A 24,660-nucleotide genomic window follows, 5' to 3' on the forward strand; every position below is an offset into this window, starting at 1 on the left:
GCGTCAAGATATGGATATTTCAGTTAAATCGATAGATTTCAATACCTTATGTCAGTACTGACTTTTTAGAGATGCCCTTAAATCGATATACACGGCGACTGACTCGCTTACCAGATCCGCTAAAACCAATACCTAATGCATTTCCATCTGTTTTTAATCCGGCATGACCTTCACCGCTGTAATCATAAAATTCTTCGATCTCGACTTCTCCAGCAGTTTCGATTCTTCTTGCAATCGCAATCTCTTGAGCAACGCGTGCCTGACTCTCTGCCATCTTCAGTGAAAATTCTTGACGCTCAGCTTCAAGCCGTATTGCTTGAAGCTCACCGCGATCAGTAACTTCTTCAGATTTTTCAACGGCTTTAGTTGTGGAGTTGACAATCTGTCCGATCAGATAACCAGTTGGGTTAAGAGCAAACTTTGCAACTTCGAGCGCTATACTCACTTTTTCTTCCTTCATGATCTTTCCTCGGTTTACGATATTATTAAATTTTCGATTTCGACTGGCATCCTCTCAGCATCACCCTTCTCCGGTTCAACAACCATGCGAAGCTTCGAATGGCTGGACTCGAATTTCGACAGGAAATTGAAGAGCACTTCGCCATAAAACTGATTGATCTTGCTGACAATCTCCGTGTCGCCATCAACCTCTTTGGCAATCTTGACAAGGCTCTCAAGCTTTTCATGAATTGAAAAAACGTGCTGCCTGATCTGGTCGGCTGCGGGTAAGTCATTGTTCTCAAATACGATGCTCATGCCGATGTTCAGTGCTCGAACATATTCCTTTATATCACTAAGTTTCAGGGTGTCGTCCGTCGAGGATTCCAGACGTGAAATCTTGCTCGGTGTGCACTGCATGAGTTCGGCGAGGCGCTTCTGCGAGATGCCTTTTTGCATCCGCATCCGAACAAGGGTATCGATCAACGGGGTTTTGCAAACCTCTTCCTGAATTGCATCCTTGACGGTATCGTCGCCAACAATCGAGGCAAACGCCTCTGCTGCCGAGCTGAATTGCTGCTTGTCCATAATATTCTATCTGATTACCATTGATCGAGTTACCGCCGGATTTCCCGGATGGTTTTTCTTGCTGATGCGATGTCGTCCCGCTGCGACTCCTTTGTCCCTATGTTGAGCAGATAAATCATCATGCCTGCCTCGTCGGGATAGAGGTACAGGCGGCTCTCCTTCGCTCCCGGCACTTTGGTTTGCCCGATCCTGTACAGCCCTTCCCGCTCAGACCTGAAAAACGAAAGGTTCTGCGCCAACACTGAAAGCGGAATCCCGGACTGCAAGTCGGCCAACAGGCGCTCAAGATTTGCACCGCAAGAGGCAAACTCTCGTGGGTGATTCGATGCGAATTTCTTGAATCGACTTGCCGTGACAAATTCAGTGCTGATTTTCCAATCCTTATGCATAAAACAGAAGTCAGGGGTTACTTCGTTGCATTTTATGCATTAATAATAAGAATTAATTTCGCATTAAGCAATCTCAGAATAGACTTGTGGAGAGCAAACCCGTTGTCCAGTTTCACTCCGCCGACACCAGCAGCTCTTCGCTTTCTCCGAAGCAGCGGCGGCGGATGATGAGGGTGACGATGATGGTGCTTATGGCGGTGGAACCGACCAGCATGAACATGACGACGATCTGGTAGCGGATGGCGATGAGCGGGTCGGCTCCGGCGAGAATCTGGCCCGACATCATGCCGGGGATGAAGACGAGGCCGACGCCCATCATGGCGTTGATCGAGGGTATCATGCCCGCCTTGACCGCCCCTTTGAAAATGTCGCGGCTCGCCTCCTTGTAGTTCGCGCCGAGGCAGAGCTTCATTTCGACCACCTCCCGCTGCTGGCGCATCTGCGAGAAGAGGCGCTCAATGGAGATCGCCAGCGCGGACATCGAGTTGCCGATCACCATCCCCGCCGTGGGAATGAAGTAGCGCGGCTCCCACCACGGATGCACACCAATCACCAGCCACGACACAAACAGCGCCGTGAGGAAGTAGCTCGACAGCATCGTCAGGAACGTTGGTATTTCGTAGGCGATCTGCTTCTCCTTCACCCGCCCGCGGATGATGAATACCGCCGAAAAGACCATGACGACGAAGATGCCAAGCGTCAGCCACGGGTTCTGCGCCCCGAAGATGAAGGTCAGGGCGTAGCCCATCACGAAGAGCTGCGAGACGGTGCGGACGGTGCCAACCGTAATATCCCGGTTCAGCCCGAGCTTGTGAACGAGCGAAGTCACTTGCGCGATCACGATGAAAAGCAAGGCCAGCAGGAGCTGCGGAATCGAGATTTCGATGATCTGGTTCATGCGCATTCGAGGTTTCCGTTGCGGAAGATGCACTTTCTGACCCTTGGCACGGCGGGGCTGTAGTCGCTGTGGGTGACGATGATGAGCGTTTTACCCTCCTCGGTGTTGAGCCGCTCGATGATCGAGAAAACCATCCCGGCGCTTTCGGCATCGAGCGCCGAGGTCGGCTCGTCGAGCAAGAGCACGTCCGGCCCGGTCAGAATCGCCCGCATGATCGAGAGGCGCTGCTTCTGGCCAACCGAGAGCTTGCTGGCTGACTGCTCCAGCCCGACGCCGTGCAGGTAGAACGCTTCGAGCATCCGCACGAGCGTCGCGTCGTCCGGAGCGGGCTTGTGCCGACTCTGGGCAAAGGTGAAGGAGAGCAGGAGATTGTCGCGGATCGAGCCATCGATCATTTGCGGAATCTGCGCCACATAGGTGATCGCCGAACGAAGCCGCGAGGGCGAAATGTCGGCGGCGTTTCGTCCCTTGAAGAGAATCGAACCGGAGCGCGGCGTGTTGAGACGGCAGATGAGGCGTAACAGCGTTGACTTGCCGCTCCCCGACGCTCCCTTGATGATGAGAAACTCCCCCGTGCCGACAACAAGCGACAAATCCTCGAACAGCGGCGGCGAGCCTTGGTCGTAGCCGAACGAGAGGTCTCTGAGTTCGAGGAGCTTTGCCATCGATGATTCTGTTTTTAACCAGCCCGCAGAGATACACGACTGTTGAAAAGATCAGAACATATTTCTTTATTTACTAATTCAGCGGATGTACAGATAACATCTTACCCTCCCGGATCATGAAAGCTCCCGAAGAACGCCTCGGCTCGTTTTATCTCGGCGCGGAATATGACCTGCAATCGGGCGCGCGGCTCGATCAGCCGGTGCATTACGACGCCCGCGACCTCACCACCCACGCGGTCTGCGTCGGCATGACCGGCAGCGGCAAGACCGGCCTCTGCATCGACCTGCTCGAAGAGGCGGCGCTCGACAAGGTGCCGGTGATCCTCGTCGATCCGAAGGGCGACATGACCAACCTGCTCTTGCAGTTCCCCGACCTCTTGCCCGAAGAGTTCCTGCCGTGGATCGACCAGGACGAGGCGCGGCGCAAGGGCCAGAGTCCGGAAGAGCTTGCTGCCGCCACCGCCGCGATGTGGAAAAACGGCTTGGCCGACTGGGGAATCGCTCCCGAACGAATCCGACAACTCAAAGCCGCAGCGGAGTTTACGATCTACACGCCCGGCTCCGACGCCGGAATTCCGGTGAACATCCTCGGCAGCCTCGCCGCTCCAAAGCTCGACTTCGACACGGAGGCCGAAACGATCCGCGAGCGCATCGCCGGAACGGTCAGCGCCCTCTGCGGCCTGGTCGGCATCGACGCCGATCCGGTCAAGAGCCGCGAATCGATTCTGCTCTCCGCCATCTTCGAGCACTTCTGGCGAGCGGGCACGGACCTCGACCTGGCCACGCTGATCGGCTCCATCCAGAACCCGCCCGTGAGGCAGATCGGCGTGTTCGACCTCAACACCTTCTACCCCGAAAAAGAGCGCTTCGAGCTGGCCATGTCGTTCAACGCGCTGCTCGCCTCGCCCTCCTTCCAGAGCTGGCTCTCCGGCCAGTCGCTCGACATCGCCTCGATGCTCTACACCGCCGACGCACGACCACGGGTCGCGATCTTCTCGCTCGCGCACCTCTCGGAGAGCGAGCGGATGTTCTTCGTCACGCTGCTGCTCGAAAACGTGCTGACCTGGACGCGCTCGCAGCAAGGCACCTCCAGCCTCCGGGCGCTGCTCTACTTCGACGAGGTGTTCGGCTATCTGCCGCCCGTCGCCGAGCCACCATCGAAACGCCCGCTCATGACGATGCTCAAGCAGGCGCGCGCGTTCGGCGTCGGCTGCGTACTGGTAACGCAGAATCCGGTCGATCTCGACTACAAGGCGTTGACCAACACCGGCACCTGGTTCATCGGCAAGTTGCAGGCCGAGCGCGACAAGGCCCGGGTGCTCGAAGGGCTGAAAAGCGCCATCAGCGAGGCGGGCGGAGGGGACGCGGGGTTCGATTTCGACACGGTCATCAGCAAGCTCGGCAAGCGCGTTTTTCTCATGCACAACGTGCACGAGGAGCGGCCGGTGATCTTCCAGACCCGCTGGGCGATGAGCTTTCTCTCCGGCCCGATGACCCGCCCGCAGATCAGAACGCTCATGGCCGGTCGCAAAAACGGCTCGCCCGCCCAGCCTCCGGCGGCCTCGCCCCGGCCCGTTACCGCTACCGTTGCCGAATCCGCTTCGACGACAAACGCGGCGACGCCGCTGCCATCGGGCTACTCCGCCGTCCCGCCGGGACTCGATCCATCGATCCGGCAGCTCTTCGTCCCGGCCACCATCGACCCGGCGGCGGCGCTTGCCCGGCGTTCGCAGGGAGCGCCAGCGGCGGCGGAGCTGCTCTGCGAACCGGCGCTCATCGGCTGCGCCTCGGTCGATTTCGTGGATGCCAAGCGCGGCATCAGCCAGAGCCGCCGCATCGTGCTCGCCTGCACGGAGATCGACGCGGCGGGCGCGCCCGACTGGAGCAAAAGCCAGCCGCTCGCCGCCTCGCAAAATGAGCTGTCGGATCGCCCGGACACGCGAGCCGCCGGATTCGCGGCGCTGCCCGAAACGCTCGGCAACGCCCGGAAGCTCTCGGCGTACGGGCGCTCGCTTTCGGATTGGCTCTATCGAAATGAACGCCTGCCGCTCTCGATCCATCCGGCCACAGGCCTCTTCCGCGCCGAGGGTGAGAGCGAGCGCGATTTCACCATCCGCCTGCAACAGGCGGCGCGAGAACAGCGAGACCACGAGGTCGATGCGCTGGAACAGAAGTATGCCGCCCAGCTTGAGCGTATTGCCGAGAAGATCAGGAAGGAGGAGCGCGAACTGGCGCAGGACGAGGCGGAGCACCAGAACCGGAAGGCTGGCGAGCTGATCGGGCTGGGCGAAACCATGCTCGGCTTCTTCCTCGGCAGGAAAAGCACCAGAGGGATCGGCAGCGCGATGAACCGCCGCCGCATGACGGCAAGCGCCAAGGCCGAGATCGAGGAGTCGGTCGAGACCATCGATGAACTGAAGCGCCAGCGAGAGGAGATCGAAGCCGCGCTGAAGGAAGAGGCCGCCGGAATCGCCGCTCGCTGGGAGCATCCCGAAGCGGCGCTTGCGACCGAAGAGATCGCGCCCCGGCGAAGCGACGTGGTGATTCAGATCGTCACAACCGGCTGGCTCCCCTTCTGGCGGGTCACGCTCGACGAGGCCGGCGGCGGCGGAACGCTCTTTGTTCCAGCTTACGAGAACGTCGGCGCGTCGTAAATCGTCAATCGATCACGCCTCGTTGCCGCGCTTTTTGCCGATCAGGTCGCGGAAGAAGAAGAGCGCCGCCAAGGCGAGCGTCAGCGCGGCGACCAACCAGACGGTCAGCGAGAATTGCGAGCCGCCCTGGTACATCCACCACGCACCGAAGAGGAAAAAGACGACGGAAGCACCGATGCGGATCGCTTTTTCGGGCAGATTCTTCCCCATCATCCGGCCCACGATGACGGCCAGCCCGTCCGAGAGCACCATGCCGATGGTCGAGCCGAGCCAGACCGGGATGAAGGGATTGGTCGTTGCGAGGCTGATGGTCGAGAGCATGGTTTTGTCGCCCAGCTCGGCCATGAAGAAGGTCGAAAATACCAGCCAGAAAGGATTGATGCCGGTTTTGCACTCACCCGCCTCGTCGTCGTCGAGGCTGTCGCCGCGCAGCGTCCAGAAGCCGAAGATGATGAAGGAGACGCCCGCGATGAAGGCGATCCAGTCGCCCGGAAGCAATCCGCCGACAAACCAGCCGATGCCTGCCGAAAAGACATGCACGGCGAGCGTCGCCCAGAAAATGCCCCACAACACGACGCGCGTGTTGTAGCAGGTTGCGAGGGTCAGCGCCACGAGCTGGGTTTTGTCGCCCAGCTCGGCGAGAAAAATCATGACGAGGGAGAGCCAGAATGCGTCCATGCGAAGGGTTCGGGATTACTGATTTGTCGATTGTCGAGCGGGAAAATATCCTCTTACAACCCATTGTTCCAAATTCGACAACGCATCTCTCATCCAAATCGAAATCGTGATCGAAATCGATATCGGATTTATCCGGCGATCGTGCGAGGTTTCACCCCTGCGCGGTCTTCACCAGCTTCGCCGTATCGATGCCCTTCAGGCGCAACTCATCGAGCAACTGCCGGTAGAGAGCCTCGTCCATATACGGCGTTCTCGACAGCATCCAGCAGCGCGAACCCGCCGGATTCGAGACCAGCGCCCACGAGTAGTCCTCGGCCAGTCCGATGACCCAGTAATCGGCCTTGATCCATCGGAAAAAAGTGACGATCAGTTTGGCGTTGCCGCTGCCTTCAACCGGCGCGGCGGTCGCCCGGATCGAGGCCTCCCGCCCATTCCGGCGGCACGAGTTGCGCACCAGCACACGGCCTGTTGCCAAATCGAGCGTATATTCGGCCTTCGTTTTGGCGCACCCGCGTTGCTGTTTGCTGGGTATGGCGGCGATCTCGTACCAGGTGCCGCAATATTTCAGCACATCGACCTGTGGGACGGTACCCGGCCCGCCGATGTGCAGGCGCTTGCGTAAAAATTTTTTAAACATGGTTGAAACATTGAGTGGTTTTATCAAACTATTGCATCAATGAATAACCAGCGCAGGTAACGGCAAAGTTTCACGCCGCGACGTTTCAATGCATTCGTAACGGCTTGAAATGATTGGTATTGTCCGGGTTTTTCAATAGCATTCAGGCATGAACGAACATCAATCCAATGTTGTTGACATGCCGAATATCCGTATCGCAGAACCCGCTGACATCGAGGCTTGCGCCCGGTTGCTGAATGTTCTTTTCAGCCAGGAACACGAATTCACGCCCGACCCCAAAAAACAGGAGGCAGGTCTCGGCATGATCATCGGCAACCCGTCGGCGGGAACGGTGTTCGTGTGCGAAGAGGAGGGGAACCTCATCGGCATGGTTTCGCTGCTGAATCTGGTCAGCACGGCGCTCGGCAAAAAGGTGGTGATGCTCGAAGACATGATCATCGACCCCGCGTATCGCAGTCAGGGCATTGGCGCATTGCTGCTCGAACACGTCTGTCGCTGGGCGCGCGAGGAGGGTTATGGCAGGGCCACGCTGCTGACGGACGGCGACAACATCCCGGCGCAGCATTTCTACGAGGCGCACGGCTTCGTACGATCGACAATGGTGGCTTACCGGAAGCGCCTGTAAATCGAAAGTGGAATCACCCATGAACGTCAAGAAAATCGAACCGGAACCCAGCGACAGGCAGGAGTGGATGTGCGCCGAGTGCGGCTACATTTACGACCCGGCGGAGGGCGATCTCGAAACGAACATCCGCCCCGGCGTACCGTTCGACAAGCTGCCGGAGGATTGGAACTGCCCGGTGTGCGATCGCCCGAGAAACCAGTTCACGAAATTTGTCTCACAACTCTGAACATCAAAAAACCAACAGCAGTACTATGGAACAGTGGAAGTGCACGATCTGCGGCTACATTTATAATCCGGAAACCGGCGACCCCGAAGGCGACATTCCTGCCGAAACATCGTTTGATTCCCTCCCCAAAACCTGGATGTGCCCCATCTGCGGCGCAGGCAAGGAGGAGTTCACGAAGGGGTGAGGAAGGCAGACAACGTCGATGGTTTTCACGGTGTTCTGTAGGGGAAATCCCTTGCGGTTGCCCCGATCTCTTATCTCTCCGGAAAACAGCTCGTCACAAACTTAGCCCCCGGCTTGAAAGCCGGGGCAATGTGAATGTAAAAACCCGATATGTCCGTCGGGTTAAAACCCTCCTGAATGCAGTACTGTTTTCTTCGCTTCGTTCGTTTACTATCGAATCGAAAAATCTCCCTCACTCCATCTTGCTTTCCAGCGAGCGGCTCGTCGCAATGGCGGCGGCTTTTCCGGCGGGATAGAGGCTGACGAGCAGGGTGAAGAGGATTGCGGCTACTCCGACGGCGAGAAAGTCGCCGGCCTTCATGCTGACGGGGTAGGCGCTGATGATGAACGCGCTTTTCGACGGAAGCTGGACGATGCCCCACAGCTCCTGCGCCGTGCAGGCCATCCACGCGACAAGCGAGCCGAGCGCCGTACCCGCAAGCCCCGTCAGCCCGCCCTCGACGATGAAGATCGTCATGAACTGCGGCCTTTCCAGGCCGAGGCAGCGCAGGTAGAACAGCTCGTGGCGCTTGTCGATGACCGTCATGGCGAGCGATCCGGCAAGGCTCAACAGCGCGACCAGAATCACCAGCATCAGCACGGCGAAGCTCGCCCACTTTTCGAGCTGCATCACGGCGAACATGTCGCGGTGCCGCTCCTCGAGCGTCAGCACACGCAGCTCCTGCGCCAGCCCGTTTGCCGCGATCCATTGCCGCAACCGAGCTTCGAGCGCCTCGTCGCTCACGCCCGTGCGTCCCTGGATGTCGATGCCCGAGTAGCGTCCCCGACCGAAGAGCAGGATGCTTTGCGCCATCTCGACCGGCGCGAGCACGTAGCGATCGTCGAAGACCTTTTGCAGCGAAAAGCTGCTCTGGACTCGCGCGTCGCTCATCGACAAAACAGGCATAAGCTCAGGTTGAGAAAGAGCTTGCAGGCCCGCAGAAATCAGCTCCGGGCTGAAAAGCCGCACCGACTGGCCTGGATAAAGCCGCAACCGTTCGGCAAGCAGATTGCCCGCCGAGATGCCGCCTTCGGAAAAGTAGGGCTGGCGGTTCGACGTCGTTTGCATCAAATAGCGCTGCGCCTCGGCGGTCAGCCCGCGAACCATGATCAGTTCGCTTTTGCCCGACGCGGTGATGATCACCTGCCCCTCCGCGAAGGGCTGCGCGGTCTGAATCCCCTCGATGTTGCGGATAGCCGCGAGCAGCGAGTCGCTCACCACCAGCGAACGGCCTCGGGCGGGCGCGATCTGCACCGGCCCTTCGACGGTCACGAAGAGGTCGCGGGCCAGCTTCTGGAAGCCGTTCAGCACGCTCATCACCACGAGCAGCGTCGAGACGCCGACGACGATCCCCGCGAGGCTGATGCCGGAGATGATGTTGATGACCCGGAAACGCTTCCGCGCGAAGCTGTACCGTTGGGCGATCCAGATGCCTGCTTTCATCGGCTCCTCCTCACGTGGTCAGTGCGGTGCTGGGCCGGAGCGAGGCGGCCACGCGCGATGGAATGAAGGCGAAAAGCAGCGTCAGCGCCGCCACGCCCGCCGACACGGCGAGGTATTGCAGCGGGTCGATTTCGAGCGGCACGTGGCGGATGAAGTAGCTCTTTTCCGGCAGCGTGATGAGGTGAAAGCGCAGCTCGAAGAGCGACAGGCCGAGCGCTAGCAGGTTGCCGAGGCCAATGCCGACCAGCGAAATCATGAACGCCTGCCCCATGAAAACCATGCTCACCGCGCGAGGTTCGAGGCCCAGCGCGGAGAGCATGCCGATCTCTTTCGTTTTTTCGATGATGAGCACCAGCAGCGTCGAAACGATGTTGAACACCGCCACGACCGTGATGGTGATGATGAGCAGCGGCATGATGTTTTGCTGGAGCTTGAGCCACTCGAAAAGGTTGGCGTAGCGCTCATAAACGGTGTAGGTGTAAAAGGGATAGCCGAGCCGCGACGCCACGGTTTCCGAAATCGCGCTCAGATCGCGCAGGTTGGTGACGTTGGCTTCGTAGCCGGAGATCATGCCGGGATGGTAGAGCTGCTGGAGCCGCGCGAGATCGGCGAAGGCGACGATGTCGTCGAACCCCTCGGTGAGGCCGGTGTCGTAGATGCCCGCGACGGCCGCCACGTGCAGGTCGAGGCTCGACAGCAGCTCCAAGACGCTCTCGCCGCCGCTGATGCCGGACGCGCCGTTTTTGCCCGCGATGCCGACGATCATCAGCCGGTCGCCCGCCTTGACGCCGAGCTTGTCGGCGAGCGTCTTGCCGAGCAGGATCGGCAGCGGACTCTCCGCCGAAGCCGATGCCGCCTGGAGCAGCGCCGGGCCGTTCGGGAGAAAGCGTGAACTTTCGCGCGGGTCAATGCCCTGAATCATCGCCGGAGCGATGTTGCCGCCCGCATCGCCGCTTCCGGCGCGGCTCCGGAGCATTACATTCATTTCAAGAAACGGCGACACCGAGGCGACGCCCGGTACGCTTTTCAGCGTCTGGAGGTCGCGGCGGGTTTCGAGGAAAACGCGCTCGTCCGGTTGGCGCACCTGAAGATGCGAGGTAAAACGAATGAGCTTGCCCTCGATGACCGACGCGAATCCGTTGACGATGGAGAGCGTCAGAATCAGCGCCGCCGTCCCCACGGCAATACCCAGCACCGACGCCAGCACGATAAACGTCGGCTTGGAGAGCGACCGCGGCTTGAAGGCAAATCTTTGAGCGATGTACAATTCGGCTTTCATCAGTCATTCATCGGCGCATGGGTAGCAAGCTGTGGTTCATCGGAGGACAAGCCTCCTGGCTAATGGAGGGAAAGATAAGAATTTCCGGGGTTCTGGGGGAGGCTTATATCCGATCCTTCCAATAGTCAGGATTTCTGTGAAGATTCGCAATCGCGACAATCAGGATTTCCTGTTGTCGATTTTGGTAGATAATGCCATAAGGAAAACGGCGAATTTTACATAATCTTGTTCGTTTAGAACAGGGATGCCATGCTTCAGGAAACTGACCGATCCGGTATAAAGCTTTCAGAACTTCAGTCAGAAAAGCATCACCAAGACCGTCAAGCTCGTAATTGTAGTACTGGATCGCCTCATCCAGCTCGACTTGTACAATTTCGAGAAATCTGATCTTCATCGTACTCATCTGTACTTCTGAAGAAGCTTTTCCAGAGAAATCGCTTTCATCTTTCCCTGATCATAAGCATCGATCCTGTCCTCAGCCTCTTTCACCCACATCTCATTAATTTCTGGATCCGATTTGTCAAGATCGGAAATAAGCTTATCAATAAGCCAAGCCTTCTCAATCGTGCTAAGGGCTGACGCCTCATGAAAGATTCTATCTGCTGTGGTCATTGTGATTATTTTTTTGATCAGATTTTTAACTGCTTGCTTTTTGTGTAGAACTAATTATTTGCTTTTTAAGATAAGCCAAATCCTCCACATCCAAAATAGCCCTCATTTTGATAGATAGTGATTGTAGAGTTGCTTCAGAATGCTCTACATTTTTGCCCAGAACATCCACAAAATCACTATATATTTCAAGCATTTCTCTTGCTGCCGCATCGCGATGTCCTTGGTTTGTGCCTAGATCTTTTGGCATTTTAATATACATACTTTTAGCACCTAAAGTGCGCAATTTTTGTTCAAATACCCCCAAATTTTTATCTATTTCTGATGTCAACCAACACATATAGCTCAACCTCAAAATAGTTAATTTTCCTGCAAAATCGTGAGCAACCTCCCAGTCTTGAAGACGTCTAAGTGTTTCAAAAGCATCGAGAACAATAGCAACGTATTTATTCGAAAACTCGACCTGCTTATCGAATACGGTGTTTGCCATATGAGATGAAGCTGCTAATGAATATTGTTGCTCGTGTATTAACAGTTCTTTCTGCCTTTGATGAGCTAAATCATCTCGAATTAACTGAATGAGAATTGAGCACATTGCGCCAATAGAGGGTAAAGCTGCAATTCCTTTCCATATATCGGATAATGGAGCGCTATATACCACACATAATGAGATTGCTCCTATAAAAACAGACCCAAGAATTACTTTATTTTTTAATATATCCACAATAAGATTTATTATACAGTTCCTATAAAAAATACCTCCATTTAAACCATCCAGCTTATTTTTTCCTTCGTATTCAACACTTCTCTCAATCACCTATCCGGCTGCATCACCAGAATCCGGGCATAGTGCTGACGATTGCTGCGAATGCTTTATATCCCATATAATCGTATCAGAACTGAAATCCTGCTCGTTTGGCCACATGATCCCTCGATGGGCTGGGCGTACAAGTCGAAAATAGGATTGATCTTCGAGTTCTTTAAACGCCGACCCCTTCAAATATGGCTTGACATCGAAGATTCCTTCAATACCGCTGCTCGTGACTATTTCGATTTTGTGGTCATCCAACGGCAGCGCTTTAACGATAGTATCCATAATTTATTCCTTTCGTTATTACCTCAGAGGCTCGATTTTAAATACAGGTTCGCCAGCGATTGCCAGCTTCCAGTCCGCCCTTAAATCTTCTTTACGAATCTCGATCCATGCTTGAACCAGTTTCATCTTCGAGGAGGGCAACCCTCCATCCAGTACGGTTCCGTCCTCAATAGCAATGGAGGCGTGATGCTCCCCGTATTCTGCATGAATGTGAGGACAACTGTGCTGTTTGTTATCATAAAAATACATCTGGATCAATATGCCATAATAACATTGAAATGGTCGGCATCACTGCGCTCCTTTCTCTAATTCCAACATTGATGTTTTGGTTTCCGCTTCATCCGTCTTTCAAACAATGACTTACCCCGTCTCCCCGACACTTATCTCCCCTGCCGAGTAGGCCAGCACCATATTCCGTCCTGCTGACTTTGCTTTGTAAAGAGCTTTGTCGGCATTCATAATCAACGCGGTGCCGTCCGTGGCGTCGTCGAGCCATGAGGCGACGCCGATGCTCACCGTCAATTGGTTACCTGGCTGGTTGCGTTCGTACTCGAACGTTTCGGCGCAGATGATACTGCGCAGGCGCTCGGAAATCTCCAGCGCCGTCACCCTGCTGGTTTTCGGAAACAGCACGGCGAATTCGTCCCCTCCAAACCTCGACGGAATGTCAGTCATGCGGCACTCCTCCCTGATGATTTCGGCGATTCTCGCCAGCACCCTGTCCCCGGCAACGTGCCCGTAGCGGTCGTTATAGCGCTTGAAGTTGTCAATGTCGATCATGGCGAGCGCGATGTCACCGTTGAAGCGCCGTGCCCGCTCGACATCGATGATGAGATGCTCCTTGAAGTGGCGATAGTTGTAAAGATTGGTCTTTTCATCGCGAATGTGCAACTCGTCGAGCTTGCGGTTTTTCTCTTCGATGTCGTGACACATGCTGGCGACCGATTCGCTGACGGAGCGCATTTCGGCGGATTGATCCTCGCCGCTCAGAAGCGTTTCGGCGGCTTCGGCGGTGTCGTGCAGACTTTCGGGGAGATTGCAGTTCAACTGGGCAAGCCGTTGCGAAAGCTGGTGGAGGGGAATGATCGAGCGCCGGTAGCTGGAAATGATAAATCTGCCGCCAGCCAGCACGACAACGATCAGCAAGAGCGTAATGAAAACGAGATAGTAATTCAGACTGGCCGTGAGCAACTCGTTTTCATCGGCGATCTTTGAACCCAGGCTCGAAATCATGCCGTCCATATCGACCACCATGAGCTGAAGCGTTTCGCGGCTGAGCGGCGCGACGAGTGGCTTGCGGCGCTTCAGCCACTGGCTGATCTCGCTGCCCTGCGGCATCTCGGGGCTGCGTCCGATCTCCGAAAACCTGGCGCACTCGATCCGGAGCTTCGACTGAAGCTCAGCCTGCTTGCCAACCGAAAGATGTTCATCCTCAAACTGTTGCTCGATCGACGAAATTCTGGTGCGGCATTCGACCAGCCTCATGCGCAACGCCTCATCATCACTGATCTGGTGAAGACGGGAACTCTGGAAAGCACCGAACCAGGCGGTTCCTCCGGCGGCCAGAATCAGCGACACAACGCCGAAAATCATCGTTAACCTGAGGAATCCCTTGCCGGTAATGTCGATATCGTATTTCATCCGGTTATTTGAGAATAATGGTGCGCACAAGTTGTTCGTACGGGGCCATGTCGCCGCGCTCGAAGAGCTTCTGCCCCTCTTTGGCGAGCCATGCGCCGAAGCCGGTCGCCAGCGGATCGTACGGATCGTAGAGGTAGAAAATATCCGTCGAAAGCGGATAGGCGCCGGTGTATATCGTTTCGGGCGAAGCCTCGACCGGCGGCTCGCCGCCCGCGCTTGCGCTCACCGGCAGCGCCTTGATGCGCCCTGCGTAACCGCCGGAGCGCAACGCCGCCGCGTAAGCTGGCAGCGTCATGACGGCGGCGGCGTTACGGTCGTCGCGTACGCGATTCAGGAGGCGCGGCATGTCCGCTTCGGCGGAGGCGACAAGCGAGTCCGCCTTGACCGACAGCATCTCCGAAAGCAGCACCCGCGCCCGCAGATTACTGCCATCGAGGCAGGCGACGATTTTTCCCGGCGAACCGCCAAGCGATTGCCAGTTGTTGACCTGTCCGGAAAACACCGCTTTCAGCTCGGCGACCGAAACGGAGCGAGCAGGATTGGCGCGGTTGACGACCAGCACGAGCCCGTTGCGGGCAACCGGCTGGCGCTTGACGGGACGCTTCAGCGTTGCCAGCAGTGAATCCTCGCGAGCCGAGAGCGCGCCCTCGATGAGCGCCGCTGCGACACGGTGTTCGAGAAGCTGCAAGATGGGCCGGGACGATTGCGAGGTGAGTTTTATGGTCGCATTCGGATACTGTTCCGAAAAAGCGTTCGCCTGGATTTCGGCGACCGGCGTGAGCGATCGGTCAACCGCCACGGCAAGCGTTCCGCTGATGGGCGTTGGGCCGGAAATGGCCGAAGCGAGCGGGTTTTCCGGCAAAGGCGTACGCATCCAGAGCCAGACAGGCGCAACAATGCCTGCGACGAGGAGAAGAGCAATCACGACGTTACGGAACCGGTGATTCATGATATTTTCTTGAATGTTAGGCTTAAGATAGGCAAAACGGCCAAACATCGGAATTGTAAACATTTCGGAAATGCCCTGTTTCTTTATGGAAATAAATTGTGAATTCACTAATATCCGCATTCCTGAATATTTATTCACTCCGATGAATTTGCCTTCAAACCCTGATGAATCTTATCTCGATGCAGCATAACAAGGTGACGGTTTCGGTCATCGGTGCTTCAGGATATTCAGGAGCCGAGCTGGTGAAGCTGCTCATGAAGCATCCAGGCGTCGCCGTCGAAGAACTTTACGCGCACACCCAGGCCGGAAAACGCTTTACGGATTTGTACCCGTCGATCCCCTGCGACAAAGTTTTTCAGACCTATTCGGGACAAACGGATAGCGACCTCTACTTTCTTGCCCTGCCGCACGGCGAGGCGTTGCAGCTCGTGCCGGGCATCGTGGCCGCCGGAAAAAAGGTGATCGACCTTTCGGGCGATTTCAGGCTCACGAGCATCGCCGAGCACAAGCACTTTTACGGCGGCGACAAGTCGGCGGAGGATGTGCTCCAGTACGGAATGCCGGAGCTGTTCCGCGACGAAATCGTTGGCTCGACGGCCATCAGCAATCCGGGATGCTACGCCACGAGCATCATCCTCGGCCTCGCTCCCCTGTTCCGTGGCGGCATGGCGGGACTCGCCGTGGAGTCCGTGAACGTCACGGCGATTTCGGGCATTTCGGGCGCGGGCAGAAGCTCGAAGCTCGAACTCTCGTTCTCCGAAATGAGCGGAAACATGCGGGCCTACAAGGTCGGCAAGCACCAGCACACGCCGGAGATCATGCAGACGCTCGGCGCCTCGGCCACCGATCCGTCGTTCCGATTCGTCATGACGCCGATGATCGCCCCTTACGTGCGCGGCATCTATTCGGTGCTGAACGTGCGCCTCGCCTCGCCGGTGGCGATGGATGCGATTCGCGAACTTTACGCCAGATTCTACGCCAACGCGCCCTTCGTGAGGCTGCGCGACGGCGTGACCGAGGTGAGCCACGTGGCCCACACCAACTTCTGCGACGTCAGCCTCGCCTTTGAAAGCGACGGCTCGCTGGTGATCATCACGGCCATCGACAACCTCGTCAAAGGCGCGGCAGGTCAGGCGGTGCAGAACATGAACCTGATGCTGGGCTTCGACGAAACAGCCGCACTGCTGTAATTATCAATCCGTAATTTTCTTAAAGATTGGAACCATTCGAAAAATCGATTGCCGCCGTCAAGCGCCTTTCCGCCAGAACCGTCTGGCCTGATGGCGTGACGCCGGTTGTTGCCGATCCCGCGTCGGACGGCAACTTCTGGCCGGCGGGCTTCACGCTCTCGGGCATCAACTGCGGCATCAAGCCCTCGCGCAAGGATCTGATGCTGATGCTCTGCGACGAACCGGCAAGCACCGCTTCGGTCTTTACGACCAACCTTTGCTGCGCCGCTCCAGTCGAGCTGTCGAAGGCCGCGCTACGAGCCTCCGGCGGCAAAATGCGGGCCGTCATCTGCAACAGCGGCAACGCCAACGCGGCCACGGGCGCTTCGGGCATGTCGAACGCGCAACGGATGGCGGACACCACCGCCGCCGCCTTCGGCCTCGACGCGAGCGAAGTGCTGGTCGCCTCGACCGGCGTCATCGGCCAGCGGCTGCCGGTCGAGAAAATCGCCGAGGCCATGCCATCGCTCAAAGCCGCTTCCGGCGCGACGCACTGGCGTGACGCCGCCGAGGCGATCATGACCACCGACACCTTTCCGAAGGCGTTCGCCGTCGATGTCGCGCTCTCCGGCGGCACGGCGAGAATCGCGGGCATCGCCAAAGGTTCCGGCATGATCTGCCCCAACATGGCGACGATGCTCGCCTTCCTCGGCGCGGACGTTTCGATTGACCCGGCGCTCCTGCAAGAGCTGCTCTCGGCGGCGAACGCGTTGAGCTTCAACGCCATCACGGTCGATGGCGACACAAGCACCAACGACATGGCGGCGATCATGGCGAGCGGCAAGGGGCCGCAAGTGCTGCGCGGCTCGGAGGATGCGCGGCTTTTCGGCGAGGCGCTGCGCTCGGTGATGACCATGCTCGCCCAGCTCATCATCGTCGATGGCGAGGGGGCGACCAAGTTTGTCGAACTGCGCGTCACCGGCGCGGCGACGGACGCCGAGGCTCGCATGGCGGCGATGACCGTGGCCAATTCGCCGCTCGTCAAAACGGCCATCCACGGCGAGGACGCCAACTGGGGCCGCATCATCGCGGCGGCGGGACGCTCTGGCGCATCGTTCGATCAGGAGGAGCTGTCGGTACACTTCGACGACGAGCCGATCCTCAAACCGGGCCTCGACGCAAACTTCTCCGAAGAGTGTGCCAAAGCGGTGATGCAGCAGAAAGAGTTCACCATCACGCTCTCGCTCGGCAACGGGCCGGGCGCGGCGACCGTGTGGACGTGCGACCTGAGCCACGGTTACATCGAAATCAACGGCAGCTATCGGAGCTGACCGGTTTTGTTCATTATCGACCAGAAATTTGACATGGAAAAAATGTGCAGTGAATTCCGCCCCGAAGGCAAAAGACCCGAACCGGCAATCGGTTACATGCTTGTCGAGGCGCTGCCCTACATCAGGAAATTCGAGGGAAAAACCTTCGTCATCAAGTATGGCGGCGCGGCCATGAAGGACGAGGTGCTCAAGAACATCTTCGCCGAGAACGTCACGCTGTTGCGCAAGGTCGGCATCAAGGTGGTGATCGTGCACGGCGGCGGTGACGCGATTACCAAGACCTCTGCGAAGCTCGGTCTCGAAACCACCTTCGTGCACGGCAAGCGCGTCACCGACCGCCAGACCATCGACGTGATCCAGATGACGCTCGCCGGCAAGGTGAACCAGGACATCGTGCAGCTCATCAACGAGGATGGCGGCAACGCCGTCGGCGTGAGCGGCCTCGACGCCGACATGATTCTGGCCAAGCCATCGCCGAACGCGGCGACCCTCGGCCTCGTCGGCGAGGTGGCCGAGATCAACACCAGGTACATCGACCTGCTCTGCGACGCGGGACTGATTCCGGTGATCGCCCCCATCGGCTACGACATGGAGAGCAACGTCTATAATATCAATGCCGACGACGCGGCGGCGGCCATCGCCGTGGCGCTCAGGGCCGAAAAGCTGATCTACGTCAGCGACGTGGAGGGCGTACGGGTCGGCAACCGCATTCTGAAAACGATCTGCAAGGCCGACGCAGCGGAGTTCATCGAAAAAGGGATCATCACCGGCGGCATGATTCCGAAGGTCGTTTCGGCCTACCAGACCCTCGAAGGCGGCGTCGGCAAGGTGCACCTCGTCGATGGCCAGATCACCCATTCGCTGCTGCTCGAAGTCTTCACCAACGAAGGCGTCGGCACACAGTTTGTCAACGAATACGAACCATCAACCGCTGAAGGAGGAGCATCATGAGCCAGGATAAAACAAACGGATCGAAAAAACGCGACTTTCTCGGATTCACCGGCCTCGATGCGGCCAAGATCATCGAGCTGTTCGACTACTCGCTGCACATCAAGCGGCAGCGCGAAGCCAACCGCCAGAACGCCGAGTTCCGCCCGATCCGCCACAAGACCGTGGCCATGATCTTCAACAAGCCCTCGCTTCGTACGCGGGTTTCCTTCGAGCTGGGCGTCTATGAGCTGGGCGGCCACGCCATCAGCCTCGAAGGAAAGTCGATCGGCGTCGGCGAGCGCGAGTCGGTGGAGGACATCGCCCGCCTCTTGTCGCGCTACAACGACGCGATTGTGGCCCGCCTGCACGAGCACGAGATCATCGAAACCCTCGCCGCTCATGCAAGCATTCCGGTCATCAACGCCCTGACCGACCTGTCGCACCCGTGCCAGATTCTGGCCGACGCCTTCACGCTCTACGAAAAGGGGCTGTGGCGCGAGGATACCAAGGTGGTCTTCGTCGGTGACGGCAACAACGTGGCGAATTCGTGGATCGAGCTGGCGGGCATTCTCCCCTTCCACTTCGTGCTCGCCTGCCCCGAAGGCTACCTGCCCGACGAGAAGCTGCTCCGGCAAGCTCGCGCAAATGCCAAAGGCGCCATCGAGATTCTGCACGACCCGATGGAGGCGGCCCGAAACGCCGACGTGCTCTACACCGACGTCTGGACCAGCATGGGTCAGGAGGAGGAGATGACCGAGCGGCTGAAGGCTTTCGCGCCGTTCCAGATCAACTCGAAGATGCTCGCCGAAGCGAAATCGTCGGCGGTGGTGATGCACTGCATGCCCGCGCATCGCGGCCAGGAGATCAGCGCCGAGGTGATGGACGGCCCGCACTCGATCATCATCGACGAGGCCGAAAACCGCCTGCACGTGCAGAAGGCGCTCATGGTGAAACTGATGAACCACGACGTTTACCGCAAGTTCCACCTGACGCACCGCCTGAACCGCGCCGCCAATCGCCTGAAAGCCTGACGCGAAAACGATGAACAAGGCCAACAGGCAGAAAAAGATCAGGGAGCTGATCGAAAACGGCGAGGTGTCGGGCCAGCAGGAGCTGCTCGGACTGCTCGAAAAGGAGGGCATCGTGGTTGCCCAGGCCACCCTGTCGCGCGACTTCGCGGAGATGGGGGTCGTCCGTCGCCGCACGGCGGATGGCGGCTACCGGCTCGTCGCGCCCGAAGAGCCGCAGGTGGACATCATCAAGGGGCTGGTCGGCATGGAGGTGCTCTCGGTGGCGTCGAACGAAACCTCGATCATCGTCCGCACCCTGCCTGGCCGGGCGCACGGCGTCGGCTCGTTCCTCGACCGGCTCACCAACGACGACATCCTCGGCACCATCGCCGGGGATGACACTGTGCTGGTCATTCCGGCAACCGTCAGGAAAATTTCGTCCGTCAAATCCTATATTCAGAAAATTCTCTCACAACCATAACCGGTACCTACGCATGAGCAAGGAAAAAATAGCGGTCGCCTATTCCGGCGGCCTCGACACGTCAGTCATGATCAAATGGCTGAAGGATAAATATGAAGGAGCTGAAATCGTAGCCGTCACGGGCAACCTCGGCCAGAAGATGGAGGTCGATAACCTCGAACCGAAGGCGATCGCCACCGGCGCGGCGTCGTTCCACTTCGTCGATCTTCGCAAGACTTTCGTCGAGGATTGTATCTGGAAAGCGCTGAAAGCTGGCGCTCTGTACGAGGATGTTTATCCGCTCGCCACGGCGCTCGGACGCCCGATCCTGGCAAAGGCGCTGGTCGATGTGGCGCTCGCCGAAGGGTGCACCATGCTCACCCACGGCTGCACCGGCAAGGGCAACGACCAGGTGCGCTTCGAGGTCACGTTTGCCTCGCTCGCCCCGCACATGAAGGTGATCGCCCCGCTGCGCGAGTGGGAGTTCACCTCGCGCGAGCAGGAGATCGCCTATGCGCTGGAGCACAACATTCCGGTGTCGGCGACCAAGAAAAATCCGTACTCGATCGACGAGAACATCTGGGGCATCAGCATCGAGTGCGGCGTGCTCGAAGACCCGATGGTGCCGCCGCCCGCCGACGCCTACCAGATCACCACGGCTCCCGAAAACGCGCCCGACGAGCCGACCGTGGTTGACATCGACTTCGTCGAAGGCATCCCCGTGGCGCTCGACGGCCAGCAGATGGAGGGCCTCGACCTTATCGTCAAGCTCAACGAACTCGGCGCGATGAACGGCGTCGGCAGGCTCGACATGATCGAGAACCGCGTGGTCGGCATCAAGTCGCGCGAAATCTACGAAGCCCCGGCAGCAACCATTCTGCACTTCGCCCACCGCGAACTCGAACGCCTCACGCTCGAAAAGTCAGTGTTCCAGTACAAGCGCAACATCGGTCAGGACTACGCCAACATCATCTACAATGGCACCTGGTTCTCTCCGATGCGTGAAGCGCTCGACGCCTTCGTTGACGTCACGCAGAAGCCCGTCACCGGCATGGTGAGAGTCAAGCTCTACAAGGGCAACGTCACCCTGCTCGGTCGCACCTCGCCGAACTCGCTCTACAACGAAGCGCTGGCCACCTACACCGAAGCCGACACCTTCAACCACAAAGCCGCCGAAGGCTTCATCCAGCTTTACGGCCTGGGATTGAAGACCTACAGCGAGGTGAATCTGAAGAAGTGATAATTGAAAATTATCGGTTGAAACCAAAAAAAGCAGTCCTGACTTTGTCGGGACTGCTTTTTTTATGGCCTCACGCTGTCAACCTATATACAGGAACCTCTCGGCGTTTTTATTGCACAGCATATCCTTCTCATCGAGCGTCAAAGTGTCTGAATCTATAAAATATCGCAGATACTTGCTATATGAGCTTATATCCTGCAAATTGATCATAAAATCCGAACCAAAAATAATACGCTCCAACAGTCTCGACCTCTTCTCACCATCATGGCCATTAATAAAATTCATCATATCCTTATAAGATAACTCATCAACTCCTTGATATGAAATATCGGCATACAAACTCTCATATTTATATTTACCCGTTTCAGAATCTTTTTCAAGAATCATATCAGCAATTTTTCTGCGCCATTCCTTACCATCCTTACCACCAAAATGAGCGAGATTCAATCTGAGATTTTTATACTTTTTCAGCACTGACTCCCATTTGATTGGACTGGAAAAATCTGAAAAATTTTTATGCACCAGAAACCCTCCCGGATTGCAATGCGCCGTAATCGGAACATTGTATTCTACACAGAAGTCATATAAAAAGCATACTTTATCCCTCTCATCCCCCGGTTCCGGCCACGGATCGAAACCGAGAGGCGGATAGACTTTGATACCAAGGAAATAATGTGACCTCAATGATTCTATATTACCATTGAAATCTTTCCAGGGAATTTCATCGATATGCTTTCGTCTGATCTGAGGAGAGGTATCATCTTTGAATTTTTCGAAATTCTTTTCAAGAAGCTGCTTGAGACTGACAGAGATATTTTTTCCTGTCGCTTTATCTTTTTCTGAATAATAATTCTGCGTATTGATTCCCATAAACGGGATAATCTGAAAAAGCGGTTCAGGATGCCCTTTTATATAATCTTTCCGGTGACGATAGTAATCGCGTATTCCGGTGCACAAATCGTCAACCTGCGCCACGATAGGCTTCCAGCGCACCTTGTAGGTCATACTTGAGTTTCCTGAATCCTTCAGCCCGAAATCCATGATGAGTGGAGTCAGCACCATTTTATCATACTGTTTCGTCTCGCCATTTCCCGAAATGACGAGAGAACTGTTCAGTGGTAAATTTTTTCTCAGATCCTCCTCCATCTGAATAAGGCAGTCCCCTATATCCGTCTCCATGATAGCCAGCAAGTTCATGATATTTGACAACTTGAGCTTTATGAAGGATACCGTTTTGGCTCGAACGACTGGTATCAGAAATATTATAAAGAACATAATAACGATAACCGCAGCAATCAAAGTCAAGATAACAAAAGCATCCAGAAAATAGATCTTTTCTGGTATCCTGATTCCAAAATAAATCAATATTTTCAATCCAATCGTAAAAAGCAATGGAATCAAAAGAAGAGTAGGCGAATACAATAATAATTTTCTTTTTATTCCATCATTAAACGTCCTCTTGATCATTGCCGTGAGATTCGGATGGCTCAGATTCATCATATGGCAATGTGAATCATAGAAGTACCGCATATCTCTTCCCCTTTTCAAAGATTGTTTAGAGACGCTATTTATCGATAAAACAAGGCATCGTAATTCCGGTTTTCCTCCGGGTTTGCCGATAATCCCGACCACATTTCAGGCATTTCAAAAAAACGGAACTATCAGTTTAAGCAGCTCGATCTTTTTCCGGTTATGACCGATAACATCAGCCAGCAAATCGGCTCGTGTTTGTTTTCTGGCTGCAAACTGCATCAGTGATTCCAGAATATACTCGTTGTTCAACAAGGCCTGAAGAGCATACCCGACAGTGAAATCGTGAAACAGGAACTCTTTTCGCCAGAACTTCTCATACCAAACGATGGCCCGCGTCTCGCCAGCCGCATCCAGCGCCCGCGCCGCAGCCTCGGCGGCAAGTTGACCGCTTTTCAGGGCGTAAAAGATGCCCTCGCCAGTCAGCGGATCGACAAAACTTCCGGCGTCGCCGGTGAGCAACACGTTGCCGCGACCTCGCTTTCCCGGCAAGGAGCCCATCGGAAGCGGCCAGGCTCTGAGCGTTCCCGGCTCCATGACTGCCCGCTTCAGCTTTTCCGACGCAGGTGTGCTGCCGGAGACAAACCGCTCGAACAAACGCTTGAGTCCGCGCTGATCCTTGAAGCGGGTGATCACGCCAACCCCGATATTGGCCCTCCCGTCGCCCGCCGGAAATATCCACCCATACCCCGGCAGCATCGACCTGTCGTAATGAAGTTCGATTGAGTCGGTCAGCCCCTCGACCTGCGAAAAGTAGGCGCGAATTGCAAAACCCTGATGGGTTTTCAGGCTGTTTTTCAGGTTCAGCCGGGAGGCAATCGGCGAATAAAAACCATCGGCGGCAAGAACGACTCGACCGAAATACTCCCCTTTTGACGTACTGACGCCACTCGCCCGGCCGCCCTCGGTGATGAGGTCGTTGACGGTGGTATTTTCGAAAAAGGTTATCGAGGGATGGGCCTTCACGGTAGCAGCGAGGCCGTCGTCGAGGATTCTTCTCGGAATGACATAGGCCGCGCCTTCAGGGCATCCGGCCTGAGAAAACTTCCCATGCACAACGGCGGCGGTGGGAGAATAGAGAGTAACGCCTTTAAATACCGTCAGTTGACCAACACGTTGACGAATAACCTCCATGACGCCCATCTCTTCCAGGAGGGCAGTTGAGCGCGAGGTGATGCCGTCACCGCAAACCTTGTCTCTCGGAAAGCGCTCTTTTTCGAGCAACAAAACGCTGTACCCTTTTCGCGCCAGAAACAACGCCGCCGAACATCCTGCCGGGCCAGCCCCCGAAATCACTGCGTCATAAGATGTCATACGAATTTTTGTGGATGTTGAGCGATCGGGTTGATGCAACCACCATTGCCTCGGTAACTTAAGGAACGCTCACTGATTTCCCGCCATCAAGATGCTCATCCCCCCCCGCAAAAACCATAGCCCTCGGCATCAACCAAATCGTCGTTGGATAGAGATTTTGTGATTTACCGTCACGCACGGGCACTCCCGTCCGCTAAACAGCATGTCAGCAGATAATGCTCATGCCTGCATATCCTGCCTTAATATTGTGGCATCGAACACAAGCCTGATTGCGGAAATCCGGTCGTCTGTAACGGTAAAGAATTCTGCGGTACGAATAATCCCTGCGGGAGAAGCGGTATGACAATCATACAACAACGCCGACCCGGTTTCATCATAAAATTGCTGCAACAGCTCTACGCTCTGCACCATCTGCCGGAACCGGGTCAGTGCAGCGATGAAATCGTCGGCGTTGGTAAACGTATCCATGCTTCCTCTGAAATCGAGGTCGCCAGCAAGAGAGTTGCGGGCCGTGGCAAAATCCCCGCTCGTCCATGCAAGATGGTAGGTTTCGATCAGCTTGGGTCTGTTCAACTAAGTGTGTAAACGGTCGTAATCAAACGGGAAGCCGTCCTTCGAATTTAATGGAAAACTGGTTG

The 24,660-nt window shown here is 56.3% G+C and carries 29 protein-coding genes; 10 read left to right on the forward strand and 19 right to left on the reverse strand.

Going from position 1 to position 24,660, the window contains the following annotated elements:
• Window positions 1–46: 46 nt before the first annotated feature.
• The 5 genes from FGF66_RS11050 to FGF66_RS11070 all read right to left on the reverse strand — a co-directional run bounded on the left by FGF66_RS11050 (window position 47) and on the right by FGF66_RS11070 (window position 2,978).
• The gene (locus tag FGF66_RS11050) at window positions 47–460 is read right to left on the reverse strand and encodes a hypothetical protein (protein WP_139457696.1); all 414 of its coding nucleotides are present in this window, start codon (window positions 458–460) and stop codon (window positions 47–49) included.
• A 14-nt stretch (window positions 461–474) separates the two neighbouring features.
• Window positions 475–1,026 carry a helix-turn-helix domain-containing protein gene (locus FGF66_RS11055; RefSeq protein ID WP_139457697.1) on the reverse strand — a complete coding sequence of 184 codons (552 nt, stop codon included), beginning with the start codon at window positions 1,024–1,026 and terminating at the stop codon, window positions 475–477.
• A 29-nt stretch (window positions 1,027–1,055) separates the two neighbouring features.
• Window positions 1,056–1,265, reverse strand: a complete 210-nt coding sequence (locus FGF66_RS11060; RefSeq protein WP_139457698.1) for a hypothetical protein — start codon at window positions 1,263–1,265, stop codon at window positions 1,056–1,058.
• A 262-nt stretch (window positions 1,266–1,527) separates the two neighbouring features.
• The gene (locus FGF66_RS11065) at window positions 1,528–2,313 is read right to left on the reverse strand and encodes an ABC transporter permease (protein WP_170181351.1); all 786 of its coding nucleotides are present in this window, start codon (window positions 2,311–2,313) and stop codon (window positions 1,528–1,530) included.
• Window positions 2,310–2,978 (reverse strand): ABC transporter ATP-binding protein, encoded by a 669-nt coding sequence (locus FGF66_RS11070; protein WP_139457700.1) that lies wholly within the window; start codon window positions 2,976–2,978, stop codon window positions 2,310–2,312. Before FGF66_RS11070 ends, FGF66_RS11065 begins: the two co-directional genes overlap by 4 nt.
• A gap of 116 nt (window positions 2,979–3,094) precedes the next feature.
• On the opposite strand from FGF66_RS11070, the gene FGF66_RS11075 reads away from it, so the two are divergent.
• Entirely contained in the window at window positions 3,095–5,632 is a 2,538-nt protein-coding gene (locus tag FGF66_RS11075; RefSeq protein ID WP_139457701.1) for a helicase HerA domain-containing protein, read from the forward strand.
• A gap of 12 nt (window positions 5,633–5,644) precedes the next feature.
• Here the strand turns inward: FGF66_RS11075 and FGF66_RS11080 are convergent, their stop codons facing one another.
• Both FGF66_RS11080 and FGF66_RS11085 read right to left on the reverse strand, forming a co-directional pair.
• Window positions 5,645–6,310 carry a TMEM165/GDT1 family protein gene (locus FGF66_RS11080; protein WP_139457702.1) on the reverse strand — a complete coding sequence of 222 codons (666 nt, stop codon included), beginning with the start codon at window positions 6,308–6,310 and terminating at the stop codon, window positions 5,645–5,647.
• A gap of 151 nt (window positions 6,311–6,461) precedes the next feature.
• Complete coding sequence (locus tag FGF66_RS11085) at window positions 6,462–6,947, reverse strand: lipocalin family protein (RefSeq protein WP_170181345.1); 486 nt, start codon at window positions 6,945–6,947, stop codon at window positions 6,462–6,464.
• A gap of 178 nt (window positions 6,948–7,125) precedes the next feature.
• Here FGF66_RS11085 and FGF66_RS11090 point away from each other — a divergent pair, with 178 nt between their 5' ends.
• The 3 genes from FGF66_RS11090 to FGF66_RS11100 are packed head-to-tail and all read left to right on the forward strand — an operon-like array spanning window position 7,126 to window position 7,982.
• Window positions 7,126–7,572: a GNAT family N-acetyltransferase gene (locus tag FGF66_RS11090; RefSeq protein ID WP_139457703.1), complete on the forward strand. Its 447-nt coding sequence runs from the start codon at window positions 7,126–7,128 to the stop codon at window positions 7,570–7,572.
• Window positions 7,573–7,591: 19 nt separating this feature from the next.
• Window positions 7,592–7,798: a rubredoxin gene (locus FGF66_RS11095; RefSeq protein WP_139457704.1), complete on the forward strand. Its 207-nt coding sequence runs from the start codon at window positions 7,592–7,594 to the stop codon at window positions 7,796–7,798.
• 25 nt (window positions 7,799–7,823) lie between these two features.
• A complete protein-coding gene (locus tag FGF66_RS11100; RefSeq protein WP_139457705.1) occupies window positions 7,824–7,982 on the forward strand; it encodes a rubredoxin in 159 nt (52 codons plus the stop codon).
• Window positions 7,983–8,213: 231 nt separating this feature from the next.
• Here the strand turns inward: FGF66_RS11100 and FGF66_RS11105 are convergent, their stop codons facing one another.
• From FGF66_RS11105 to FGF66_RS11145, 9 genes are all read right to left on the reverse strand, one after another.
• Window positions 8,214–9,464: an ABC transporter permease gene (locus FGF66_RS11105; protein WP_139457706.1), complete on the reverse strand. Its 1,251-nt coding sequence runs from the start codon at window positions 9,462–9,464 to the stop codon at window positions 8,214–8,216.
• Between the two features lie 10 nt (window positions 9,465–9,474).
• Window positions 9,475–10,743: an ABC transporter permease gene (locus tag FGF66_RS11110; RefSeq protein ID WP_139457707.1), complete on the reverse strand. Its 1,269-nt coding sequence runs from the start codon at window positions 10,741–10,743 to the stop codon at window positions 9,475–9,477.
• Between the two features lie 103 nt (window positions 10,744–10,846).
• Window positions 10,847–11,137 carry a type II toxin-antitoxin system RelE/ParE family toxin gene (locus FGF66_RS11115; protein ID WP_139457718.1) on the reverse strand — a complete coding sequence of 97 codons (291 nt, stop codon included), beginning with the start codon at window positions 11,135–11,137 and terminating at the stop codon, window positions 10,847–10,849.
• Between the two features lie 5 nt (window positions 11,138–11,142).
• Complete coding sequence (locus FGF66_RS11120) at window positions 11,143–11,355, reverse strand: addiction module protein (protein WP_139457708.1); 213 nt, start codon at window positions 11,353–11,355, stop codon at window positions 11,143–11,145.
• 25 nt (window positions 11,356–11,380) lie between these two features.
• Entirely contained in the window at window positions 11,381–12,169 is a 789-nt protein-coding gene (locus tag FGF66_RS11125) for a hypothetical protein (protein ID WP_139457709.1), read from the reverse strand.
• Window positions 12,170–12,448: a DUF2442 domain-containing protein gene (locus tag FGF66_RS11130; RefSeq protein ID WP_139457710.1), complete on the reverse strand. Its 279-nt coding sequence runs from the start codon at window positions 12,446–12,448 to the stop codon at window positions 12,170–12,172. It abuts the gene before it with no gap.
• An 18-nt stretch (window positions 12,449–12,466) separates the two neighbouring features.
• On the reverse strand, window positions 12,467–12,697 hold the full coding sequence (locus FGF66_RS11135) for a DUF4160 domain-containing protein (RefSeq protein ID WP_170181346.1): 231 nt from the start codon (window positions 12,695–12,697) through the stop codon (window positions 12,467–12,469).
• A 111-nt stretch (window positions 12,698–12,808) separates the two neighbouring features.
• Complete coding sequence (locus FGF66_RS11140; RefSeq protein ID WP_246046675.1) at window positions 12,809–14,089, reverse strand: GGDEF domain-containing protein; 1,281 nt, start codon at window positions 14,087–14,089, stop codon at window positions 12,809–12,811.
• 4 nt (window positions 14,090–14,093) lie between these two features.
• Window positions 14,094–15,038, reverse strand: coding sequence for a substrate-binding domain-containing protein (locus FGF66_RS11145; protein WP_139457711.1), 945 nt, complete (start codon window positions 15,036–15,038; stop codon window positions 14,094–14,096).
• A 164-nt stretch (window positions 15,039–15,202) separates the two neighbouring features.
• Between FGF66_RS11145 and argC the strand changes: the two genes are divergently transcribed.
• Genes argC through FGF66_RS11175 form a run of 6 tightly spaced genes read left to right on the forward strand, consistent with a single transcriptional unit; the run spans window position 15,203 to window position 21,178 of the window.
• On the forward strand, window positions 15,203–16,228 hold the full coding sequence (argC, locus tag FGF66_RS11150; protein WP_139457712.1) for an N-acetyl-gamma-glutamyl-phosphate reductase: 1,026 nt from the start codon (window positions 15,203–15,205) through the stop codon (window positions 16,226–16,228).
• 26 nt (window positions 16,229–16,254) lie between these two features.
• Window positions 16,255–17,538 carry a bifunctional glutamate N-acetyltransferase/amino-acid acetyltransferase ArgJ gene (gene argJ / locus FGF66_RS11155; RefSeq protein WP_170181347.1) on the forward strand — a complete coding sequence of 428 codons (1,284 nt, stop codon included), beginning with the start codon at window positions 16,255–16,257 and terminating at the stop codon, window positions 17,536–17,538.
• A gap of 33 nt (window positions 17,539–17,571) precedes the next feature.
• Window positions 17,572–18,489: an acetylglutamate kinase gene (argB, locus tag FGF66_RS11160; protein WP_170181348.1), complete on the forward strand. Its 918-nt coding sequence runs from the start codon at window positions 17,572–17,574 to the stop codon at window positions 18,487–18,489.
• Window positions 18,486–19,499, forward strand: coding sequence for an ornithine carbamoyltransferase (argF, locus tag FGF66_RS11165; protein WP_139457713.1), 1,014 nt, complete (start codon window positions 18,486–18,488; stop codon window positions 19,497–19,499). The genes argB and argF overlap by 4 nt, the downstream gene beginning before the upstream one ends.
• A gap of 10 nt (window positions 19,500–19,509) precedes the next feature.
• Complete coding sequence (locus FGF66_RS11170) at window positions 19,510–19,959, forward strand: arginine repressor (protein ID WP_139457714.1); 450 nt, start codon at window positions 19,510–19,512, stop codon at window positions 19,957–19,959.
• Window positions 19,960–19,972: 13 nt separating this feature from the next.
• A complete protein-coding gene (locus FGF66_RS11175; protein ID WP_139457715.1) occupies window positions 19,973–21,178 on the forward strand; it encodes an argininosuccinate synthase in 1,206 nt (401 codons plus the stop codon).
• A gap of 78 nt (window positions 21,179–21,256) precedes the next feature.
• Here FGF66_RS11175 and FGF66_RS11180 read toward each other — a convergent pair whose 3' ends face one another.
• The 3 genes from FGF66_RS11180 to FGF66_RS11190 all read right to left on the reverse strand — a co-directional run bounded on the left by FGF66_RS11180 (window position 21,257) and on the right by FGF66_RS11190 (window position 24,595).
• On the reverse strand, window positions 21,257–22,375 hold the full coding sequence (locus FGF66_RS11180) for an amidohydrolase family protein (RefSeq protein ID WP_170181349.1): 1,119 nt from the start codon (window positions 22,373–22,375) through the stop codon (window positions 21,257–21,259).
• A 447-nt stretch (window positions 22,376–22,822) separates the two neighbouring features.
• Entirely contained in the window at window positions 22,823–24,022 is a 1,200-nt protein-coding gene (locus tag FGF66_RS11185; RefSeq protein ID WP_139457716.1) for a geranylgeranyl reductase family protein, read from the reverse strand.
• A 219-nt stretch (window positions 24,023–24,241) separates the two neighbouring features.
• Entirely contained in the window at window positions 24,242–24,595 is a 354-nt protein-coding gene (locus tag FGF66_RS11190; protein ID WP_170181350.1) for a nuclear transport factor 2 family protein, read from the reverse strand.
• Window positions 24,596–24,660: the final 65 nt, after the last annotated feature.

Source organism: Chlorobaculum thiosulfatiphilum (assembly GCF_006265165.1).
GTDB lineage: Bacteria > Bacteroidota > Chlorobiia > Chlorobiales > Chlorobiaceae > Chlorobaculum > Chlorobaculum thiosulfatiphilum.